The sequence below is a fragment of the Pseudomonas sp. MWU12-2345 genome (assembly GCF_023242385.1).
Classification (GTDB): Bacteria; Pseudomonadota; Gammaproteobacteria; order Pseudomonadales; family Pseudomonadaceae; genus Aquipseudomonas; species Aquipseudomonas gingeri_D.
The window spans coordinates 284,026-303,678 of the sequence record NZ_JALLJA010000009.1; the positions used below are offsets into that span (position 1 = coordinate 284,026).

Here is a 19,653-nt window from a genome sequence, read left to right on the forward strand (position 1 = left end):
TCCTTGGAAGTGGATAAACGGGTCCGGCGAGGCTGGACGAACCTACTTTAGTTTCGTAGGCTTTGGCGTATCCGCCATTGACCCCACGTTTCACGCCAATCCCCATGAATACCCCCAGAACGATCCGCATCCTGGCTTTTCCCAATGTGCAGGTGCTCGATGTCACGGGGCCGTTGCAGGTCTTTGCCTCGGCCAACGACCTGGCCCGTGCCGAGGGCCTGCCGCTGCCTTATGCCGTGAGCGTCATTGCCGACCAGCGCGAACCGGTGATGAGTTCGGCGGGGCTGGCCCTGGTGGCTGATCCTTTGCCGGCGACGGGGGTGTCGTGCGACACCCTGATCATCTCCGGTGGTTGGGGGACTTACGCGGCCGCCGAGGACCCGGCGCTGGTGGCCTGGGTACGCCAGCAGGCCAGTTGCGCACGCCGGGTCGCTTCGGTCTGCACCGGGGCTTTCCTGCTGGCGGCCAGTGGCTGGCTGGACGGGCGGCGGGTGGCCACCCACTGGACCCGCTGCGAACAATTGGCTGCGCAGTACCCGCAGGTGCGGGTCGAGCCCAATCCGATTTTTATCAACGACGGCCCGGTCTGGACGTCGGCGGGGGTGACGGCAGGCATCGATTTGTCCCTGGCCCTGGTTGAAGCGGACCTGGGGCGCCCCGTGGCGCTGGAGGTCGCCCGGCATCTGGTGGTGTTCCTGAAGCGTCCGGGCGGGCAGTCGCAATTCAGCGCCACCTTGTCCTTGCAGAAGGCCGGCAGCCGCTTTGGCGACTTGCAGGCCTGGATCGCCGAGCACCTGGCGCAGGACCTGTCGATCCCGATCCTGGCGCAGCAGGCGGGCATGAGCGAACGCAGTTTTGTCCGTCACTACCGCGCCGAAACCGGGCAGACGCCGGCCCGGGCCATCGAGCAGATCCGTGTGGAAACCGCCCGGCGCCTGCTGAGCGACACCGCGCTGCCGATCAAGCGGATTGCTACCCGCTGCGGTTTCGGCAGCGAGGAAACCCTGCGCCGCAGCTTTCTGCGGGCCATGAGCATCACGCCCCAGGCCTATCGCGAGCGTTTTTCCGTGCGTCCATAAGCTCGCGCGGGGTACACCGTCGATCCACTTCGTTGACCTAAGCCATCCCCTGAGGCTCGATTGCGCCTAAGCTGTTGGAATATCGGACGTAGTTCTCAATAAAACCTATACGCTGAGCATGTTTTGTAAAACTTATGGCATCATGCCATTAATGCTTTCCCTGATACCCCAATAAGATGAGCACCGGTCTGTGTCAGTGATTCCCCTACTTGTGTGTGATGACTCCAACATGGCCCGTAAGCAGGTTTTACGGGCGCTGCCGGCAGAGTGGCAGGTCTCGATTACCCAGGCCAGTGATGGCCGGCAGGGGATGGAGGCCATCCGCAAGGGTTTGGGGCAAGTGGTGCTGCTCGACCTGACCATGCCGGAAATGGATGGCTATCAGGTGCTCTCGGCGATTCGTGCCGAAGGGTTGCAGGCACAGGTGATCGTGATCTCCGGTGACGTCCAGGAAGAGGCCGTGCGCCGGGTGCACGAATTGGGGGCGCTGGCGTTCCTGAAAAAGCCTTTCGACCAGGACGAGCTGCGCGAGACCCTCGACGGACTGGGGCTGCTCAATGCCCCCGGTCCGGCGCCGTTGGCCGCTCGCCCTGAACCGACGGCCGAAATCAGCTTTCGCGACGCCTTTCGCGAAACGGTCAACGTGGCCATCGGTCGTGCGGCGGCGCTGATCGCCAAGGTGCTGGGGGTGTTCGTGCACTTGCCGGTGCCGAACGTGAATATCCTCGAAGTGGGCGAGTTGCACATGGCGCTGATGGATGCCGGCAACGGCAACCAGCTCACCGCCATTTGCCAGGGCTTTATCGGCAGCGGCATTGCCGGCGAAGCCCTGCTGATGTTCCATGACTCGGAAATCGCCGACATGGCGCAGTTGATGCAGCGTCAGGGCACCGAGTATTCGGATCTGGAAATGTTGCTGGACCTCTCCAGCGTACTGATCGGCGCCTGCCTGAGCAGTATTGCCGAGCAGATCGACGTGGTGTTTTCCCAAGGCCACCCACAGATTCTCGGGCAGCACGCGGCCATCGACGAACTGATCCGGGTCAACCAGCAGCGCTGGAAAAAGACCTTGGCGGTAGAAATCAGCTACAGCCTGGAAGGGCACGATATTCATTTCGACTTGCTGTTGTTGTTCACGGAAGACTCCATCCAGCGGTTGACCGACAAACTCGCCTACCTGATGAGCTGAGCCATGAACGACACTCTCGATCTGAACGAGTTTCACTGGTTGCTGGCGATTGTCCAGAGCATCGACGTCGGCGTGGTGGTACTGGACCGCGACTATTGCGTGCAGGTCTGGAACACCTTTATGGAAAACCGTTCCGGGGTGCAGCCCAAGGACGCCAGCGGTCAGTCCTTCTTCAGCCTGTTTCCCGAAGTCGATCGCGAATGGTTCAGCCGCAAGGTGGAGAGTGTCGCGACCCTGGGCACGCCGGCGTTCACCATCTGGGAGCAGCGGCCTTACCTGGTGCGGTTCAAGAACTACCAGCCGATCACCGGCCAGGAAGACTTCATGTACCAGAACACCACGTTGCTGCCGTTGCGTTCCACCAACAGCACCATCACCCATATCTGCCTGGTGATCTATGACGTCACCGACGTGGCCACCAACCGCCATCAGCTCCAGGCGGCCAATGCCAAGTTGCAGAAACTCTCCAGCACCGACCGCCTGACGGGCCTGTACAACCGTGGGCACTGGGAGGAAAGCCTCAAGGCCGCCTATGCCCGGAACCAGCGCTATGGCAATGCCACGAGCCTGGTGATGTTCGATATCGACCACTTCAAGCGGGTCAACGACACCTATGGCCACCAGGCCGGGGACAAGGTCATCGAGCACGTGGCTGATGTGGTCCGCGAACATGTGCGCGACAGCGACGTGGCCGGACGTTATGGCGGTGAGGAGTTTGGCGTGGTGCTGTCGGACACCGACAAGGCCGGCGCACGCTTTTTTGCCGAGCGTTTGCGCAAGGCCATCGAAGCCCTGGAAGTCGTGCACGAAGGCCAGAGCATCCGCTTCACCATCAGCCTGGGGGTGGCCGACCTGAGCCAACCTTCAATCAGTCATGCCGACCTGATCGCCTGGGCGGACCAGGCCTTGTATGCGTCGAAGAAGGGCGGGCGTAATCGGGTGACGGTCTACGAGTAAACCGACCCGATCCGCTCTGCCATTTCTCAGAGTGTGAATTTTCCTACCAGCGTCTGCAGGTGAACCCCCAGCCGGGCGAGTTCGATGCTGGACGCTGCTGTTTCCTCACTGGCTGCCGAGGTCTGTTCGGAAATCTGGCGGACGTTGGTCACGCTTCGGTTGATCTCTTCCGCTACCGCGCTCTGCTGCTCGGCGGCAGTGGCGATCTGATGGTTCATCGATTCGATGGCCTGGACCGACTGGGTGATACCGTCCAGCGAAACGCCGGCCCGACGCGTGAATTCGACACTGCTTTGCGCCAGTGTGCGGCTGCTCTCGAGGCTGCTGGCGACCTTTTCGGTACCGTTGTGCAGCCCGCTGATCAGTTGTTCGATTTCTTCGGTCGAGGTCTGGGTCCGTTGTGCCAGGCTGCGCACTTCATCGGCCACCACCGCGAAGCCGCGCCCGGCTTCTCCGGCCCGCGCCGCTTCGATCGCGGCGTTCAAGGCCAGCAGATTGGTCTGCTGGGCGACGGACTTGATGACATCGAGAACGCTGCCGATCTTGTCGCTTTCCTGCTTGAGGTCACCCATCGCGGTGGTTGAGTGATTGACCTCGTTAGCCAGTTTGTCGATCTGGTTCATGGCCTGGCCAAGCACTTCGCCACCTTCGCGGGCTTCACGGGTTGCGCTGACGGCGGCCGTGGAGGCCTGTTCGGCGTTGCGCGCGACTTCCTGGACGGTTGCGGCCATTTCGTTCATGGCCGTGGCGACCTGGTCGGTTTCCTGTCGCTGGTTGTTCACCCCGGCACTGGTTTGCTCGGTGACCGCCGACAGTTCCTCGGCGGCACTGGCAATCTGTATGACGCCTTCACGCAGGCCGCCGATCAATTCCCGCAGGTTGAGCGTCATACGCTGCATGCTCAGTTGCAGTGCACCCAGTTCGTCGCGACGTGACACCGTGACGTTGGCGCTCAGGTTGCCGGCGGCCACCTGCTCGGCCCGACGCAGGGTTTCCGCCAGCGGGCCGACGATCAGGCGGGTGATGGTCCAGGCGGCGATGACGCCGAGCAGCAAGGCGGCGAGAAAGGCACCTGCCAGCCAATTGCGGGCGTTGAGGACGTCAGCGAGACTCTGTTCGGCCTGGTTCTGCGCCAATTGCTTGTTCGCCGCGAAGAGAGTGGCGATGTCATCGTTGAGCAGCGCCTGGATTTTTTCCGCCCTGACCTGGGCCTCGGCGAACTGGCCGACGGTGGCGCGATAGCCGGCCATTGATTGTTGCAGGCGCTGCAGGCTTTCAGGCGGGGCCGATGGCAGCAACTCGTTGAGGGTCTTTATATAAGCGCCGGCCTGGTCGATGGCCTCTTTGGCCGGTTGTTCAAGCTCGGCTTTCAGGCTGTAGCTGTAGCCTCGGAGTTGAAATCTTGCCTGCTGGACCAGCATCTGCGCGTTGACCACGGCGTCGATCTGGGCCTGATTGCCGCTCGCCGAGGCGGCGCTGTCCTTGAGCTTTTGCAGTTCGGCCACGGCGGCGTCGGCATGATTGCCAAACACGGCGCGCGTCGCATCGCGGGCCTGGATGGCCTGGCTGAAATCGTTGAAGTGAGTGCGATAGCGTTTGACCGATTCGCCGGCAGATTCGATCTGCGCAAGATCTCGCGGGGCCACGAAGGTCGAGCGGTTCTCGGCAAGGTGGCTGTCGAGACTGTCCAGGAGCTTGACCACGTTCGCGGCATGCTGTGGGTCGGCGGTCAGTGTGTAGGACAGGCGCCCGATGCGCACGTCCTTGGCCAGATCGTTCAGCTTGGCGATATCCAGGATTCGGTCACTGCGGTTGCTGAGTGACTGGATACCCAACCAACCGGTGATTGCAATCAACAGGGTCAGCAGTATGACCACGCCGAATCCTATGGCGAGCTTGGTCCTGACGCTGATGTTTTCCAGCATCCTGTTGATGGGTGCAAGCATTGAGCAATCTCCTCCATATCAAACCGCAAATATGAGGGCTTTTCCGCCCTCTAACAGGTTAGATCGGCCGGAACACTCAAAGCTTGATGTGTGGAGGCGGGGCGCTCGGGAATGCTCAGGCTCTGCGCGCCATCAGCAGCACCGAAGCCGCCCCTGACAACAGCACCGCGCAACCTCGGTTGAACAGGCGCTTGCCCTTGGGTTCGGCGAACCAGCGACGCATATGCACACCCATATAGGCGTAGGCGCTGATGGCGATCAATTCCAGCATCAGGAACAGGGCGCCGAGTACGGCGAACTGGGCGGAGATGCCCTGGGTCGGGTCGATGAACTGGGGGAGGAAGGCGGTGAAGATAAGGATGGCTTTTGGGTTACCGGCCGCGACCAGGAACTCCTGGCGGGCGAGGGCGCGCAGGCTGGCGGGGGCGCTTTGGGCGCGGATGTCGGCATCGGGGTTGGCGCGCCAGAGCTGGATGGCGAGGTAGATCAGATAGGCCGCGCCGAGAATCTTGATGCCATAGAACAGCAGCTCCGAGGTCTGCAGCACCACCGCCAGGCCCGCGGAGGCCAGGGCGATCATGCCGGCAAATGCCAGCAAGCGGCCGAAGCCCGCCAGGCAAGAGGTGCGAAAGCCATAACGGGTCGAGTTGCTCACCGAGAGCAGGTTGTTCGGGCCAGGAGCCATGTTCAGGGCGAAGCACGCCGGTATAAACAGGATCAGCGTCGGCAGGTTCATGGCAGGCTCCGGGATCGAGAGGCGGGAAAGCTCGACAATAACGTCAAGCCTTGGCCGGATGCCAGTGCGCCAAAGGCTTTCCTGATCTGTACCTGAGACTTGTCACGCAGGTGTACGGTAGGTCGGCATTAACAACCCCGTTTTGCGCAAGGTTGCGCTGCTCCCAAGGCATCTCCTTATGCGTCGAAAATGACGCGCAAATGCGGGCTTCGCAGTACGCTTGCCGGCGTCACGGTATGCCGTTGCCATGGAATCCGGCCGAAGTACCAGAAGCGCCAGAAGGCAAGCTTCGGATCGGGGTTGTCCCGTAATAACGTGGCGAACGTCTCCACGTCGCCGAGCTGGATGTCCGTCGCTTCCTGGATGACTTCACGCACGAAGCGGGAGCAGAACTGGCGTCGTGAGCCGATATTGAAACCGGTGTCGTAGAAGGTCCCCATCCGGCTCTCGGCCGCGCTCACCAGCACGTTGCGCTGCCGCTCATTGAGCGGCGCGGTCAGCCTCGCGACTGCGCAGCGTCGGTGCTCGGAGCGCTCCAGGAAACGCGTCATCGGCGTGGTTCGGGCAAAAGGAAAAGTGCTCTCCGCAATCAGGGGGTCATCGCCACGGTTACTGACGACGACGCCTACATGGTTGGTCCATGAGTTCGTGGCGTTGGCCACTTCGAGGAAGGGGCGCGCGGTGACGCGGATAAAAACCAGGTCGCCGATTTGCAGATCACCCACCGGTGGTCTTGCGACAGGCAACTCGACGTGCGCACTTCCTTGCACCCCCTTCGAACGTATGACGCTGTTCATTGCGCTGCTAATGGACATGCTGGCCTCCTTGTTCTCTTGAAGGGCCAGTATGGGAGGAGGGTGCATATTTCACACCTTTATCCTTTGCATTTCCTTATGCTGATACCTTCAGTATCGGATTCCAATACTTAATGACTCCAATTACCCAGCTCATCGCGACGATCAAGCAGCGCCTCAAGTCAGCGGGAATGACCTATCGCGACGTTGCCCAGGCGCTGGGCCTCTCGGAACCCAGCGTGAAACGGCTGTTGGCCAGCGGACGGCTGACGGTCGAGCGCCTTGCCCAGTTCTGTGACCTGCTGGGGCTGACGATGGCGGAACTGCTTCAGGAGTCCGAAGCATCGGCACAGCGTCTGCGAATGCTGACCCATGAACAGGAAGCGCAACTGGTCTCAAATGAGAAGCTGCTGTTGGTGGCCGTGTGTGCGTTGAACCAATGGTCACTGGAGGACATGGTGTCGGCCTATCACCTGTCGAAGGCCGAGTGCATCAAGCACTTGCTGGTGCTGGAGCGGATGGGGCTGGCGGATCTGAAGCCGGGCAACCGTATCCGGCTGCTTGTCGCACGAGATTTTGACTGGCTGCCGGACGGACCTATCCGGCACTTCTTTGTGCAACAGGGGCTACCCGATTTTATGGCCAGCCGCTTCGACCTTGCTGACGAGACCCTGGACTTTGCCCATGGCATGTTGACGAAGGCGGCGTACGCCCAGTTGCAGGTCGAAATGCACAGGTTGCGCGGCAAGCTGGCAGCGCTTCACAGCGAATCCCTGAGCGCACCCTTGTCCGAGAAGCGCGGCACGGCGCTGCTGCTGGCCATGCGTGTCTGGGAGCCACGGGCGTTCAGAAAGCTCAAACGGCCAGTACCCGACCGCGCTCAAGAATAAGTGGCTGTTTTAAAACAAATTTGTTTACCTTGGGGCTTCCCAGGCGAGGCGAAAGTTGATAAATTTCCGCGCACTCCTGCAGTGACCCTTCTCGGGTTCGCAAGCTGCAAGATCAAAAGCGAGTGTCAAGCATTCGTCGCAACAGCTACAGGGGCGTCGCCAAGCGGTAAGGCAGCAGGTTTTGATCCTGCCATGCGTTGGTTCGAATCCAGCCGCCCCTGCCATTTTCCTTCTCGTACCTAAGATCATTCCAGCCGCTGGCGCATCTGCTCACTGGCAGCCGGCCCGGCCTGCACTGTGCTACGGTCCAACGGCACCGGACGTCCATCGGCGATATCCGCCATCATCAATTGCAACGGTCGTCCGCTCCCGCGTTCGACGATCTGCACGCTTTCGCCTTCCGGCGCGTAATGGCGATTGCCCCATTCGACAAACGCCATCAGCACCACGCGAAAATCCTCGCCCTTGGCCGTCGGCACATATTCATGGCGCAGCGGACGCTGGCTGTAGGGCTGACGTTCGAGCAGGCCCGCATCCACCAGCCCATTCAGGCGCCGGGTCAGCATGTTCGGGGCAATCTCCAGGCTACGGGAGAATTCGTCGAAGCGTTTCAGGCCATGCAGGGCATCGCGCATGATCAGGATATTCCACCACTCGCCCACGCGCTCAAGGCTGCGGGCTACCGGGCATTCGGCATGGCTCAGGGTCTTGCGTTGCATGGGGGCTCCTGTCGGGGCGCGCGGATATTTGTGAGGCAGGTATGTTACTTTCATGATGATAGTAGCGTCCACAAGCCATTACCTCACTCAAGAAACGGAAGGAGTTGGATCGTCATGAGCAAACGCATTGTCGTCACGGGCATGGGCGCACTGACCCCGTTGGGCTGTGGAGTCGAACAGGTCTGGCAGCGCCTGCTGGCCGGCCAGTCCGGTATCCGACAGTTGCCGGCGGAGTTGATCGGCGACCTGTCGATCAGTATCGGCGGCCAGGTCCAGGACCGTGCCCAGGACCCGGAAGCCGGCTTCGATCCGGATCAGCTGCTGGCGGCCAAGGAGCAGCGCAAGATGGACCGTTTCATCCTGTTCGCCCTGGCGGCGGCGGATGAGGCCCTGGCCCAGGCTGGCTGGGCTCCCGATTCCCCGGAGGCGCAGGAACGCACGGCAACCATCATTGCTTCCGGTGTCGGCGGTTTTCCCGCCATCGCCGAAGCGGTGCGCACCACGGACAGCAAGGGACCGAGGCGTCTGTCGCCGTTCACCATCCCCTCCTTTCTGAGCAATATGGCGGCCGGTCACGTCTCGATCCGCTACGGCCTCAAGGGGCCACTGGGTTCTCCAGTGACCGCCTGTGCCGCCGGCGTCCAGGCCATCGGCGATGCTGCCCGGATGATCCGTGCGGGGGAGATTGATGTGGCGGTCTGCGGTGGCGCGGAAGCGTGCATCCACCGGGTCAGCCTGGCCGGGTTCGCGGCGGCCCGGGCACTGTCAAGTGATTACAACGAGACGCCGCAACTCGCCTCCCGGCCCTTCGATCAGGCCCGCGATGGTTTTGTCATGGGAGAGGGCGCCGGCCTGCTGGTGATCGAGGAGTTGGAGCATGCCCTGGCCCGCGGTGCCAAACCCCTCGCCGAGTTGGTGGGTTACGGCACCAGTTCCGATGCCTACCATATGACCGCCGGACCGGAAGATGGCGACGGTGCTCGCCGTGCCATGCAGCAGGCATTGCGCCAGGCCGGTATCGAGCCGTCCCAGGTCCAGCACCTGAATGCACACGCCACCTCGACCCCTGTGGGCGACAAGGGCGAGTTGGCGGCCATCAAGGCGGTGTTCGGGACAGCGGGTGGTCCGGCCATCAGTTCGACCAAATCCGCCACGGGGCATCTGTTGGGGGCTGCGGGTGGGATCGAGGCGATCTTCACGGTTCTGGCATTGCGTGATCAGGTGGCACCGGCAACGCTCAATCTGGATAACCCTGATGAGCTCGCCGAAGGTCTTGATCTGATTCGTGGTCAGGCCCGGCAGTTGCCCATGGAGTACGCGCTCTCCAATGGCTTCGGTTTTGGTGGGGTCAATGCCAGCGTGTTGTTCAAGCGCTGGGTGTAGGGCGGGAGATACCGTCTTCAGGTCAACGCGGTCAATGTAGGAGCCCGGCTTGCCGGCGATGGCGGCCGGATGATCGATGCAGGGCTTGAGGGCCTTATCGCTGGCAAGCCAGGCTCCTACAAGGGACGGCGTTTACTTGGAGAATTTCCGTGCGCCGGCCACGCAAAGAATTACCGCCACCGTGACCCCCAGCATGCCCAGGCTGACGTGCTCGTGGAGTAAAGTCGCCGCCAGGGCCAAGCCGAAAAACGGCTGCAAAAGCTGCAACTGTCCCACGGCGGCAATCCCGCCCTGGGCCAGCCCGCGATACCAGAACACAAAACCGATCAGCATGCTGAACAGTGAGACATACGCCAGGCTCAACCAGGCCGGTGGGCTGATCCCCGTGAACGAGGCGGGTGTGAGCAATCCCGTCAGCACGAGCATCACCGGCAGCGACAATACCAGCGCCCAGGAAATCACCTGCCAGCCTCCCAGCGTCCGTGAGAGTTTCGCCCCTTCGGCATAACCCAGACCGCAGACCAGCACCGCCAGCAGCATCAGGATATCGCCCCGGGGCGAGGCGTTCAGTCCCTGGGACACGGCGAACCCTACCACCAGCAGACTCCCCAGCACGGAAAAGAACCAGAACACCGGCCGGGGCCGCTCGCCGCCGCGCAGTACACCGAAGACCGCGGTTGCCAGCGGCAACAAACCGAGGAAAACAATGGAGTGCGCCGAGGTCACGTACTGCAAGGCCAGTGCCGTCAATAACGGAAAACCGAGCACCACGCCGATGGCTACCACCAGCAGGGACAGCAGTTGGCTGCGGGCAGGGCGCTTCTCCCTGAACAGCAACAGCAGGCACAGCGCCAGAACCCCGGCGATGCTCGCCCGGGCCACGGTCAGAAACACCGGGTCGAACTCCAGCACCGCCACCCGTGTCGCGGGTAGCGAGCCGCTGAAGATCAACACACCGATAAATCCATTGAGCCAGCCGCTGGTATTTTTGGCCAGCGCTGGGGTGTTCAGGGGCGAGGTTCGTTCCATTTTCGCTTCACGCTCAAGGTTCGGGTTGCTTGAGGCGCATGCTATGACTGAGTATTGATACAATCAAAATATTGTCATGGATACATCTGCCGATGCCCCGTTCCCGGTATAAATCACTGGTTGACGTTTTTGCTGCCGATATCCGTTCGGGGCGCTTGCCGCCTGGCGCTCGGCTGCCCACCCATCGCCAGTTGGCCGCCACCCACGGTCTGGCCCTGGTGACGGCCAGTCGGGTCTATGGGGAGCTTGAAGCCATGGGCCTGGTCAGCGGGGAAACGGGGCGCGGCACCTTTGTCCGGGAGACGTCCCTGCCTTCCGGCCTGGGCATCGACCAGCCCGACGTTACCCAGGGGATGGTCGATCTCAACTTCAACTATCCCTCGTCGCCGGGGCAGGCCGAGCAGTTGCGCACGGCCTTGCGCCAGTTGGCGTTGTCCGGCGACCTGGAGTCCTTGCTGCGCTACCACCCCCATGCCGGGCGCCTGCACGAGCGGGCAGCGGTCGCCCGTCACCTGGCGGCGCGTGGGTTGAGGGTGACGGCCGAGCAGGTGCTGATTGTCAGCGGTGCCCAGCATGGTTTGACGGTGATCCTGATGGCGTTTCTGCAACCCGGGGATGTGATCGCCGCGGACGCCTTGACCTACCCCGGATTCAAGGTGTTGGCGCAGGCCCTGCACCTTGAGATCGTGCCGATTCCCGTTTCCGACCAGGGGCCGGATCTCGATGCCCTGGAGCAGCTCTGCCGCAGCCGTCCGGTGCGTGCCGTCTACAGCATGCCGACCCTGCACAACCCGATGGGCTGGGTGATGGCGGCCGATCAGCGCAAACAGTTGGTGTCGATTGCACGTCAGCATGATCTGTTGATTATCGAGGATGCAGCCTATGCCTACCTGGCGGAGAAAGCGCCGCCGCCGTTAGCCGAGCTGGCGCCGGAAAGGACGCTCTACGTTTCCGGTCTGTCCAAGAGCGTGGCCGCCGGTTTGCGGGTGGGGTTTGTCGCAGCACCGATATCGCGGGTGGCGGCGTTGGAGCGCACCATCCGGGTGACCACCTGGAACACGCCGGGGGTGTTGACGGCGATTGCCACCGCCTGGATCGAGGATGGCACCGTTGCCCGGCTCGAGGTGCAAAAGCGCAAGGATGCCCAGGCCAGGCAGGCCATGGCCGACGAGTTGTTGGGCGGTCTGCACACCGTTCGCCATCGCTCTTCGTTCTTTCTCTGGCTGCCCCTGCCGGAAGAGGCACGGGCTGATCAGATCGCCATGGCGCTGATGCGCGAACAGATTTCGGTGTCCACCGCCGAGCCTTTTGCGACCTCCGTGCAGGTGCCGCATGCGATCCGCCTGGCCTTGGGTTCCGTGGACATGGAGACCCTTCGGGTGGCGCTGGTGAAAGTGCAGCGGGTGCTCGGCCCGCTGTTCTGATCCGTATTTTTCATCGTCATCTGCCTCTGTAATGTATTCGGCCCACGACCGACAATGAACCTACGGATCAGCCTTGTGCAGATGCTCGGGGCCACAGCCTGTGATGCTGGGCCACGATCTCTGTTTGCTCTGCTCCGTAAACTCATTACGCAATCCGCGTTATGCCCTGACCTTATAGTTGAGGAGGCCTTATGGCCAAGATGGCGATGTTCCTGGGTGGATTTCTCATACTGACAATTGCGATTGGCCTCCTGGCCACGATTTCTCCGACATAACCCCCTAGACCAGATAGCGCCGGAACCACCCCAGGGTCCGGTCCCAGGCCAGCTTGGCGGCCGCCTCGTCGTATCTCGGTGTGGAGTCGTTGTGAAAACCGTGGTTAACCCCGGCGTAGATATGCGCCTCATAGACCTTGCCGGCGGCTTTTAATGCCTGCTCATAGGCCGGCCAGCCGTCGGTGATCGCCTTGTCCAGTTCGGCGTAGTGCAACAGCAGGGGCGCCTGGATCCGTACCACTTCCTCGGCCTTTGGCTGACGGCCATAGAAGGGCACGGCGGCGCTGAGTTCCGGATAGGCCACGGCGGCGGCATTGGCGACCCCACCGCCATAGCAGAAGCCGGTGATGCCGACTTTGCCGGTGGTGCTGTCGTGGTGCATCAGCCATTCGATGGCAGCGAAAAAGTCATTCATAAGCTTTTCCGGGTCGACGGTCAGTTGCAGCTCCCGGCCTTTTTCGTCATTGCCGGGATAGCCGCCGACCGATGACAGGCCATCCGGGGCCAGGGCGATGAATCCGGCCTTGGCCACGCGCCGGGCAACGTCCTCGATGTAGGGATTGAGCCCGCGGTTTTCATGCACGACCACCACAGCGGGCACCTTGCCGCTGGCCTTGGCCGGACGCACCTGATAAGCCCGCACCTGCCCATTGCCCTTGGGGGAGGGGTAGGTGATGTATTCGGCGACGATGTCCGGGTCGGTAAACGACACCTGTTCGGCCAGCGCATAGTTCGGGCTCAACGCCGCCAGCAGGCTGCTGGCGGCGAGGCCACCGAGGGTGAACTTTGCCGAACGATCAAGAAACTCCCGGCGGTTGATCTTGCCGTGGACATAGTAGTCGTACAGCTCAAGCAGTTCAGGGGCAAAGTCTTTCGCGGTGAGACGTTCCATCTGGGCGCTACCTTTCGAGTGGTCCGGGTTACGGCCCAGTGTAGAACCTAAAGGCGAGTATTCGGGCTTGAGCGGCTTTCATATGGGTAATATTGATTTATGATCATGAGTGAAACTTGTGATCATCAATATTAAAATGAGTTTGTCTCAGTATGTGCTGAATGTCGACAATGGCTCCCATCGAACATATTGGAGTTTTTTGTCATGGCACTGGCTCATTCCCTAGGATTTCCGCGCATTGGCCGCGACCGCGAACTGAAGAAAGCTCAGGAAGCCTTCTGGAAAGGCGAACTGAACGAAGCGGGTCTGCGTGCCGTGGGCAGCGAGCTGCGCAAGGCCCACTGGGACCTGCAGCAGAAAGCCGGTGTCGAGCTGCTGCCGGTCGGCGACTTCGCCTGGTACGACCAGGTGCTGACCCACTCGCTGATGTTCGGTGTGATCCCGGAGCGTTTCCGTCCGCACGACGGCAAGATCTCCCTGCAAACCCTGTTCGGCATGGCCCGTGGCGTCAGCGACAGCTGCTGCGGCGGTGCCCATGCCCAGGAAATGACCAAGTGGTTTGACACCAACTACCACTACCTGGTGCCGGAGTTCAGCGCCGACCAGCAGTTCCAGCTTGGCTGGGACCAACTGTTTGAAGAGGTCGAAGAGGCACTGGCACTGGGTCACAACGTCAAGCCGGTGGTGATCGGTCCGCTGACTTACCTGTGGTTGGGCAAGGCCAAAGGTGGCGATTTCGACAAGCTCGATCTGCTAGATCGCCTGTTGCCGCTGTACGGTCAGATCTTCCAGCGCCTGGCGGCCCAAGGCGTCGAGTGGGTGCAGATCGACGAGCCGATCCTGGTCCTGGACCTGCCGCAGGAATGGAAAAACGCCTTTGAGCGGGCCTATAACCTGATCCAGCGCGATCCACTGAAAAAGCTGGTTGCCACCTACTTCGGCGGCCTGGAAGAGAACCTCGGCCTGGCGGCCAATCTGCCGGTCGACGGTCTGCACATCGACCTGGTTCGTGCCCCTGAGCAATACCCGACCATCCTCGATCGTCTGCCTGCTTACAAGGTACTGTCGCTGGGCCTGGTCAACGGCCGTAACGTCTGGGGTTGCGACCTGGAAAAAGCCCTGGCGGTCTTGCAACACGCCAATGAGCGCCTGGGCGATCGCCTGTGGGTCGCGCCTTCCTGTTCGTTGCTGCACAGTCCGGTCGACCTGGGCCGTGAAGACAAGCTGGACGCCGAACTGAAGAGCTGGCTGGCCTTTGCCGTGCAGAAGTGTGGAGAAGTGGCGATTCTGGCCCGTGCCATCAACGAACCCGAAGCGGCTCCAGTCCTGCAAGCACTGGCCAGGAGCCGTGCGGTTCAAGCCAGCCGTGCCGCCTCGCCGCGCATCCACAAGCCGGCTGTGCAGGCTCGCGTTGCCGCGATTACCGCCAAGGACAGTCAGCGTCACTCGGTGTTCGCTACCCGTATCGAGAAGCAGCGCGCCGGCCTGAATCTGCCGCTGTTCCCGACCACGACCATCGGTTCGTTCCCGCAAACGGCGGCCATCCGCCTGGCGCGTCAGTCGTTCAAGCAAGGCAAGTTGAGCGAAGCCGAATACACCGAAGCGATGCAGAGCGAGATTCGCCACGCTGTCGAGTTCCAGGAGCGCCTGGGCCTGGACGTGTTGGTGCACGGTGAAGCCGAGCGTAACGACATGGTCGAGTACTTCGCCGAGCAACTCGAGGGTTATGTCTTCAGCCGCTTTGGCTGGGTCCAGAGCTACGGTTCCCGTTGCGTGAAACCCGCGGTGATCTTCGGCGATCTGAGCCGTCCGAAAGCCATGACCGTGGAGTGGATCCGCTACGCCCAGGGCCTTACCGACAAGGTGATGAAGGGCATGCTGACCGGTCCCGTGACCATGCTGATGTGGTCCTTCCCCCGTGAGGACGTGTCCCGTGAAGTGCAGGCCCGTCAACTGGCCCTGGCCATTCGTGACGAAGTGGTGGACCTGGAAAGCGCTGGCATCAAGATCGTGCAGATCGACGAAGCGGCGTTCCGTGAAGGTCTGCCGCTGCGCCGGGCGCAATGGCAGCACTACCTGGACTGGGCCACCGAGGTCTTCCGTCTGTGCGCGTCCGGTGTGCGTGACAAAACCCAGATCCATACCCACATGTGCTACAGCGAGTTCAACGATGTGATCGAGTCCATTGCGGCCATGGATGCCGACGTCATCACTATTGAAACCTCGCGTTCGGACATGGAACTGTTGGAGGCGTTCGAAGCCTTCGCTTACCCGAATGAAATCGGGCCGGGCGTCTACGACATCCACTCGCCACGGGTTCCGGATGCTTCGGAAATGGCCAACCTGCTGCGCAAGGCCGCCCAGCGCATTCCCGCCGAGCGTCTGTGGGTCAACCCGGATTGCGGTCTGAAAACCCGCGGCTGGCCGGAAACCGAGGCTGCCCTGGTGCATATGGTCAGCGCCGCCCGCCAACTGCGTGCAGAACTGGGGTGATGCGCTAAGCCCTGCACCTGAAGTACCTGCCGGAGTCTGTCAGCGTGCTCCGGCTTTTTTATGGCTGCTGTCAGCCGGAGTGCGTACACTGCCGGGGTTCTATCGCTTTTTCACTAGAGCGTTTTACAACTCGTTCAGAAACAGGAAGCCGGTTGAAATCCGGCGCGGTCGCGCCACTGTATTCGGCTGTTTATCAGTCGTAAGCCAGACCCTGTTTCTCCAATCCGTAATCCGTACTGGGACGCGTCTTCCCTGGAGGTTCATATGGCTTATAACGCTGCTACGCAGACCGATGTTTCCCTGCCCACCATTCCGTTGGGCGAAATCCTTCCCTGGGCCATTTTTGGCGGCCTGCTGTTGATGCTGGCGATTTATTTCGTCGGTGCGGAGCAGGGCGCGACGGCTTTGTTCAAGGGTATGTATGTCCACGAATTCGTGCACGACGGACGCCACCTGCTTGGTTTCCCCTGCCACTGATTCAAGGAACATGACATGACCGGTCAATTATTGATTCGCGGCATGCTGGTGGGCTTGCTCGCCGGCATTCTTGCCTTTGGCTTTGCCAAAGTGTTTGGCGAGCCGCAAATCGACAAGGCGATTGCCTTCGAAGAGCACATGGCGCACATGCACGGTGATGCTCCGGAAGAAGAGGAGCTGGTGAGCCGCGAGGTGCAGAGCACGTTCGGTTTGTTCACCGGTGTGGTGGTGTACAGCGTTTCCCTGGGCGGGATCTTCGCCCTGGTGTTTGCCTATTCCCTCGGGCGTGTCGGCAAGATCGGGCCGCGTGGCCTGGCCGCGCTGCTGGCATTGGCGTCCTTCGTCACGTTGATTCTGGTACCCGGGCTGAAATACCCGTCCAATCCGCCGTCAATTGGCGATCCGGAAACCATCGCGCAGCGCACCAAGCTGTTCTTCCTGATGTTGCTGGTGTCGGTGATTGCGGCGGTGATTGCGATCAATGCCGCGCGTAAGCTGATCCCGGCCCTCGGCATCTGGAGCGGCTCGATCCTGGCGGTGGGGTTGTACATTCTGATCATGGCGGTTGCCGGTGCTCTGTTCCCGACCATCAATGAAGTGCCGCAGGCTTTCTCGGCGGTCCTGCTGTGGAAGTTCCGCGTGGCCTCCCTGGGCATCCAGCTGGTGCTCTGGACCACCGTAGGCCTGACGTTTGGCTGGTTGGCCGAGCGCAAGCTGAATCTGCCCGGGTTCTCCACCCGCGCTTGAAGTTGAAGAGCGGTGCCGTGCAAACGGCACTGCTTGAACCCTGTCATCCCTCTGTTCCGCCCCTTCCAGAGCCTTGCCAATCAATGCGCCAGCGGCTTTTGCTTGTTTGGCGCCAGTTGTGTCGAAAATGAAATAATTCGCAACAATTCGTTGACGTCATGATTTTGCCTGTCTAGCATCGCGACATTATTTTGATATCAAGCTCTGCTTCGAGGGATCGAACATGTCTCAACTCGTCTTCGGGACGAGGCTGTGTCTTGCGTTGTTGTGCATTTGTGCCCTGAATACCGCTCACGCTGCCCCCCTTACACCCGGTGATACGGACCTGATCCGTGATCGTCAGGACCGCCTGCTCGAAGAGCAGCGCCGCCGTCTCGAAGAGCTCAAGGACCTGCCCGGTAAAGCGGCGGCTCCGGTAGCACCAACGGCCCCGGCCGATACCCGCTGTTTCCCGATCAAGAGCGTTGACCTGCAAGGGGCGAATGCCCTGTCCGCGGGCGAGCGCGAACGCCTGCTCAAACCTTACATTGGCCAGTGCCTGGGCGTGCCGCAGCTCAATGAGTTGCTCAAGGTCATCACCGATCGCTATATCGAAAAAGGCCTGGTCACCAGCCGCGCCTACTTGCCGCAACAGGACCTGTCCACGGGCAACCTGAAAGTGCTGGTGGTCGAGGGCAAACTCGAAGGTTTGAAAGGCGCCGACGGTAGCGGCCTGTCCGACCGTGAACTGGCAATGAGTTTCCCGGGCAAGCAGGGCGAGTTGCTCAACCTGCGCGAGATCGAGCAGATGGTCGACCAACTGAACCGCCTGCCGTCGAACCAGGCGCAGATGGAACTGGCGCCGGGCAAGGAAGTCGGTGGTAGCGAGGTGCTGGTCAAGAACAACCCGCAGAAGCCTTGGCGCGCCGGGCTGTCGCGCAGCAACGACGGCCAGAGAAGTACCGGTGAGCAGCAGATGGGGGCGACCTTCGATTGGGACAGTCCGCTGGGACTGGCCGATCAGTTCTCCCTGCGCGGTGGTCATGACATCGTCAGTAACCAGGAAAAGAACTCGCGCAACGCCATGCTCTATTACAACCTGCCATTCGGCTGGTGGAACCTGAGCTACACCTACAGCGAAAGCGATTACCGCACCCAGCAACAGGCCAGCGGTTTCAACTTCGAGTCGACCGGTGATAGCCAGAACCACCAGGTGAAGCTGGAGCGGGTGATCTACCGCGATGCCCTGAGCAAGACCTCGCTCAATACCGGCGTGACCTACCTGCGCACCAACAACTATATCGAAAAGAGCAAGCTGGCCGACAGCAGCAACCGTATGAGCGAAGCGCAGTTCGGTATCACCCACGGTCGGCGGATCGGCAGTGCTTTCGTCAACCTGGATCTGGGGATGCAGGATGGCATCAGTGCTTTCGATGCCCAGGACAATGTGGCGAATTTCCGGCAGGGCCTGCCCGACGCCCGTTATCGCAAATACACCGCCACGCTCAGCTACCTACAACCGTTCAAGCTGTGGGGTGAGTCGTTCAGTTTCAGCAGCCTGATGACGGGCCAGCGCACCAATGATGTGCTGTTCAGCTCGCAACGCATGAGCCTGGGCGGGCAGTCCTCCATTCGTGGCTACAAGGATCAGACGCTGTCGGGCGACAGCGGCGGTTACTGGCGCAATGACCTGCGCTGGAGCCGGCCAGTGACCTGGGACTGGCTACAGCCCGTGCTTTCCGAATACGGCACCAGTATCGGTTACGACCAGGGCGTGATTCGTGATGGGCGCTACAGCGCCGAACAGCATGGGCGCATGACCAGCGACTCGATCGAGCTGTTTGCCCGGGGCAAGCACCTCGCCGCCACCGTGACCTTTGCCCATTCGTTGGAGCGACCGGGGCCGATTACCGAGCGTGAAACGCCGATCTATTTCCGTATGGACTTCTTCCTTTAATTCAACTTACCGCACTCGTTGCATTGAGAAATCGACATGGACGTTCGTCAGTTTGCCTTTCTGGCTAGGCAGCCTTCTGCTGCCCTGAAAAAACGTGAGCATTGCCTGGGGCTGCCCAAGCGCGGCTTGGCATTTATTCTGGCGAACGCGATGTTCTGGCAGCCGTTGCTGGTTCAGGCGGACGGGATCGTGGTCAGTGCGCCGGGTACGACGCTGGGGCAGGCGGGCAATGGCGTACCGATCGTCAATATTGCCGCGCCGAATGCCCAGGGGCTGTCGCATAACCAGTTCACCGATTACAACGTCGGGGCCAACGGGGTCATCCTCAACAACGCCACGGGCCGGACCCAGTCGACGCAATTGGGCGGGATTATTCTGGGTAACCAGAACCTCAACGGCACGGCGGCCAATATCATTCTCAACGAGGTGAATGGCGCGAGCCCGAGCCAGTTGCGCGGTTATACCGAAGTGGCGGGGCAGTCGGCTCATGTGATCGTGGCCAACCCCTATGGCATCAGTTGCAACGGTTGCGGCTTTATCAATACCCCGCAAGCGACCTTGACCACGGGCAAGCCGGTGATCACCAACGGCCAGGTGACGGGGTATCAGGTTGATCGGGGCAGCGTGTCCATCGACGGTGCGGGCCTGAACGCCAGCAATATCGACCAGTTCGAAATCATCACCCGC

The 19,653-nt window shown here is 61.3% G+C and carries 17 protein-coding genes, 1 tRNA gene and 1 riboswitch; of the genes, 12 read left to right on the forward strand and 6 right to left on the reverse strand.

Annotated elements, in window-relative coordinates:
• Positions 1–104: 104 nt before the first annotated feature.
• The 3 genes from M5C71_RS19620 (at position 105) to M5C71_RS19630 (ending at position 3,225) form a co-directional block, all read left to right on the forward strand.
• A complete protein-coding gene (locus M5C71_RS19620) occupies positions 105–1,079 on the forward strand; it encodes a GlxA family transcriptional regulator (protein ID WP_248768540.1) in 975 nt (324 codons plus the stop codon).
• A gap of 190 nt (positions 1,080–1,269) precedes the next feature.
• On the forward strand, positions 1,270–2,268 hold the full coding sequence (locus tag M5C71_RS19625; RefSeq protein WP_103494958.1) for a response regulator: 999 nt from the start codon (positions 1,270–1,272) through the stop codon (positions 2,266–2,268).
• A 3-nt stretch (positions 2,269–2,271) separates the two neighbouring features.
• Positions 2,272–3,225: a diguanylate cyclase gene (locus tag M5C71_RS19630; RefSeq protein ID WP_248768541.1), complete on the forward strand. Its 954-nt coding sequence runs from the start codon at positions 2,272–2,274 to the stop codon at positions 3,223–3,225.
• Positions 3,226–3,251: 26 nt separating this feature from the next.
• Here the strand turns inward: M5C71_RS19630 and M5C71_RS19635 are convergent, their stop codons facing one another.
• The 3 genes from M5C71_RS19635 to M5C71_RS19645 all read right to left on the reverse strand — a co-directional run bounded on the left by M5C71_RS19635 (position 3,252) and on the right by M5C71_RS19645 (position 6,722).
• The gene (locus M5C71_RS19635; RefSeq protein WP_248768542.1) at positions 3,252–5,171 is read right to left on the reverse strand and encodes a methyl-accepting chemotaxis protein; all 1,920 of its coding nucleotides are present in this window, start codon (positions 5,169–5,171) and stop codon (positions 3,252–3,254) included.
• 115 nt (positions 5,172–5,286) lie between these two features.
• Positions 5,287–5,907 carry a LysE family translocator gene (locus M5C71_RS19640; protein ID WP_248744987.1) on the reverse strand — a complete coding sequence of 207 codons (621 nt, stop codon included), beginning with the start codon at positions 5,905–5,907 and terminating at the stop codon, positions 5,287–5,289.
• A gap of 176 nt (positions 5,908–6,083) precedes the next feature.
• Positions 6,084–6,722, reverse strand: a complete 639-nt coding sequence (locus M5C71_RS19645) for a YebB family permuted papain-like enzyme (RefSeq protein WP_248768543.1) — start codon at positions 6,720–6,722, stop codon at positions 6,084–6,086.
• Between the two features lie 113 nt (positions 6,723–6,835).
• On the opposite strand from M5C71_RS19645, the gene M5C71_RS19650 reads away from it, so the two are divergent.
• Together M5C71_RS19650 and M5C71_RS19655 are read left to right on the forward strand one after the other, a co-directional pair.
• Entirely contained in the window at positions 6,836–7,591 is a 756-nt protein-coding gene (locus M5C71_RS19650) for a helix-turn-helix transcriptional regulator (RefSeq protein WP_248768544.1), read from the forward strand.
• Between the two features lie 149 nt (positions 7,592–7,740).
• A tRNA-Gln gene (locus M5C71_RS19655) sits at positions 7,741–7,815 on the forward strand.
• 21 nt (positions 7,816–7,836) lie between these two features.
• Here the strand turns inward: M5C71_RS19655 and M5C71_RS19660 are convergent.
• Complete coding sequence (locus M5C71_RS19660; protein WP_248768545.1) at positions 7,837–8,310, reverse strand: helix-turn-helix domain-containing protein; 474 nt, start codon at positions 8,308–8,310, stop codon at positions 7,837–7,839.
• Positions 8,311–8,424: 114 nt separating this feature from the next.
• On the opposite strand from M5C71_RS19660, the gene fabF reads away from it, so the two are divergent.
• Entirely contained in the window at positions 8,425–9,693 is a 1,269-nt protein-coding gene (gene fabF, locus M5C71_RS19665; protein WP_248768546.1) for a beta-ketoacyl-ACP synthase II, read from the forward strand.
• Positions 9,694–9,825: 132 nt separating this feature from the next.
• On the opposite strand, the gene M5C71_RS19670 is transcribed toward fabF, so the two are convergent.
• The gene (locus M5C71_RS19670) at positions 9,826–10,722 is read right to left on the reverse strand and encodes a DMT family transporter (protein WP_248768547.1); all 897 of its coding nucleotides are present in this window, start codon (positions 10,720–10,722) and stop codon (positions 9,826–9,828) included.
• A gap of 92 nt (positions 10,723–10,814) precedes the next feature.
• On the opposite strand from M5C71_RS19670, the gene M5C71_RS19675 reads away from it, so the two are divergent.
• Complete coding sequence (locus tag M5C71_RS19675; RefSeq protein WP_248768548.1) at positions 10,815–12,146, forward strand: PLP-dependent aminotransferase family protein; 1,332 nt, start codon at positions 10,815–10,817, stop codon at positions 12,144–12,146.
• A 279-nt stretch (positions 12,147–12,425) separates the two neighbouring features.
• On the opposite strand, the gene yghX is transcribed toward M5C71_RS19675, so the two are convergent.
• Positions 12,426–13,313: a YghX family hydrolase gene (gene yghX / locus M5C71_RS19680; RefSeq protein ID WP_248744993.1), complete on the reverse strand. Its 888-nt coding sequence runs from the start codon at positions 13,311–13,313 to the stop codon at positions 12,426–12,428.
• 204 nt (positions 13,314–13,517) lie between these two features.
• Here yghX and metE point away from each other — a divergent pair, with 204 nt between their 5' ends.
• From metE to M5C71_RS19705, 5 genes are all read left to right on the forward strand, one after another.
• A complete protein-coding gene (metE, locus tag M5C71_RS19685) occupies positions 13,518–15,806 on the forward strand; it encodes a 5-methyltetrahydropteroyltriglutamate--homocysteine S-methyltransferase (RefSeq protein WP_248768549.1) in 2,289 nt (762 codons plus the stop codon).
• A 97-nt stretch (positions 15,807–15,903) separates the two neighbouring features.
• A riboswitch (cobalamin riboswitch) is annotated at positions 15,904–16,037 on the forward strand.
• A 33-nt stretch (positions 16,038–16,070) separates the two neighbouring features.
• A complete protein-coding gene (locus M5C71_RS19690) occupies positions 16,071–16,283 on the forward strand; it encodes a CbtB domain-containing protein (protein ID WP_103499523.1) in 213 nt (70 codons plus the stop codon).
• Positions 16,284–16,298: 15 nt separating this feature from the next.
• Complete coding sequence (locus M5C71_RS19695; RefSeq protein WP_283094029.1) at positions 16,299–17,030, forward strand: CbtA family protein; 732 nt, start codon at positions 16,299–16,301, stop codon at positions 17,028–17,030.
• 223 nt (positions 17,031–17,253) lie between these two features.
• Positions 17,254–18,966: a ShlB/FhaC/HecB family hemolysin secretion/activation protein gene (locus M5C71_RS19700; RefSeq protein ID WP_248768550.1), complete on the forward strand. Its 1,713-nt coding sequence runs from the start codon at positions 17,254–17,256 to the stop codon at positions 18,964–18,966.
• A 36-nt stretch (positions 18,967–19,002) separates the two neighbouring features.
• A partial coding sequence (locus M5C71_RS19705) for a filamentous hemagglutinin N-terminal domain-containing protein (RefSeq protein WP_283094030.1) occupies positions 19,003–19,653 on the forward strand: 651 nt, incomplete at its 3' end.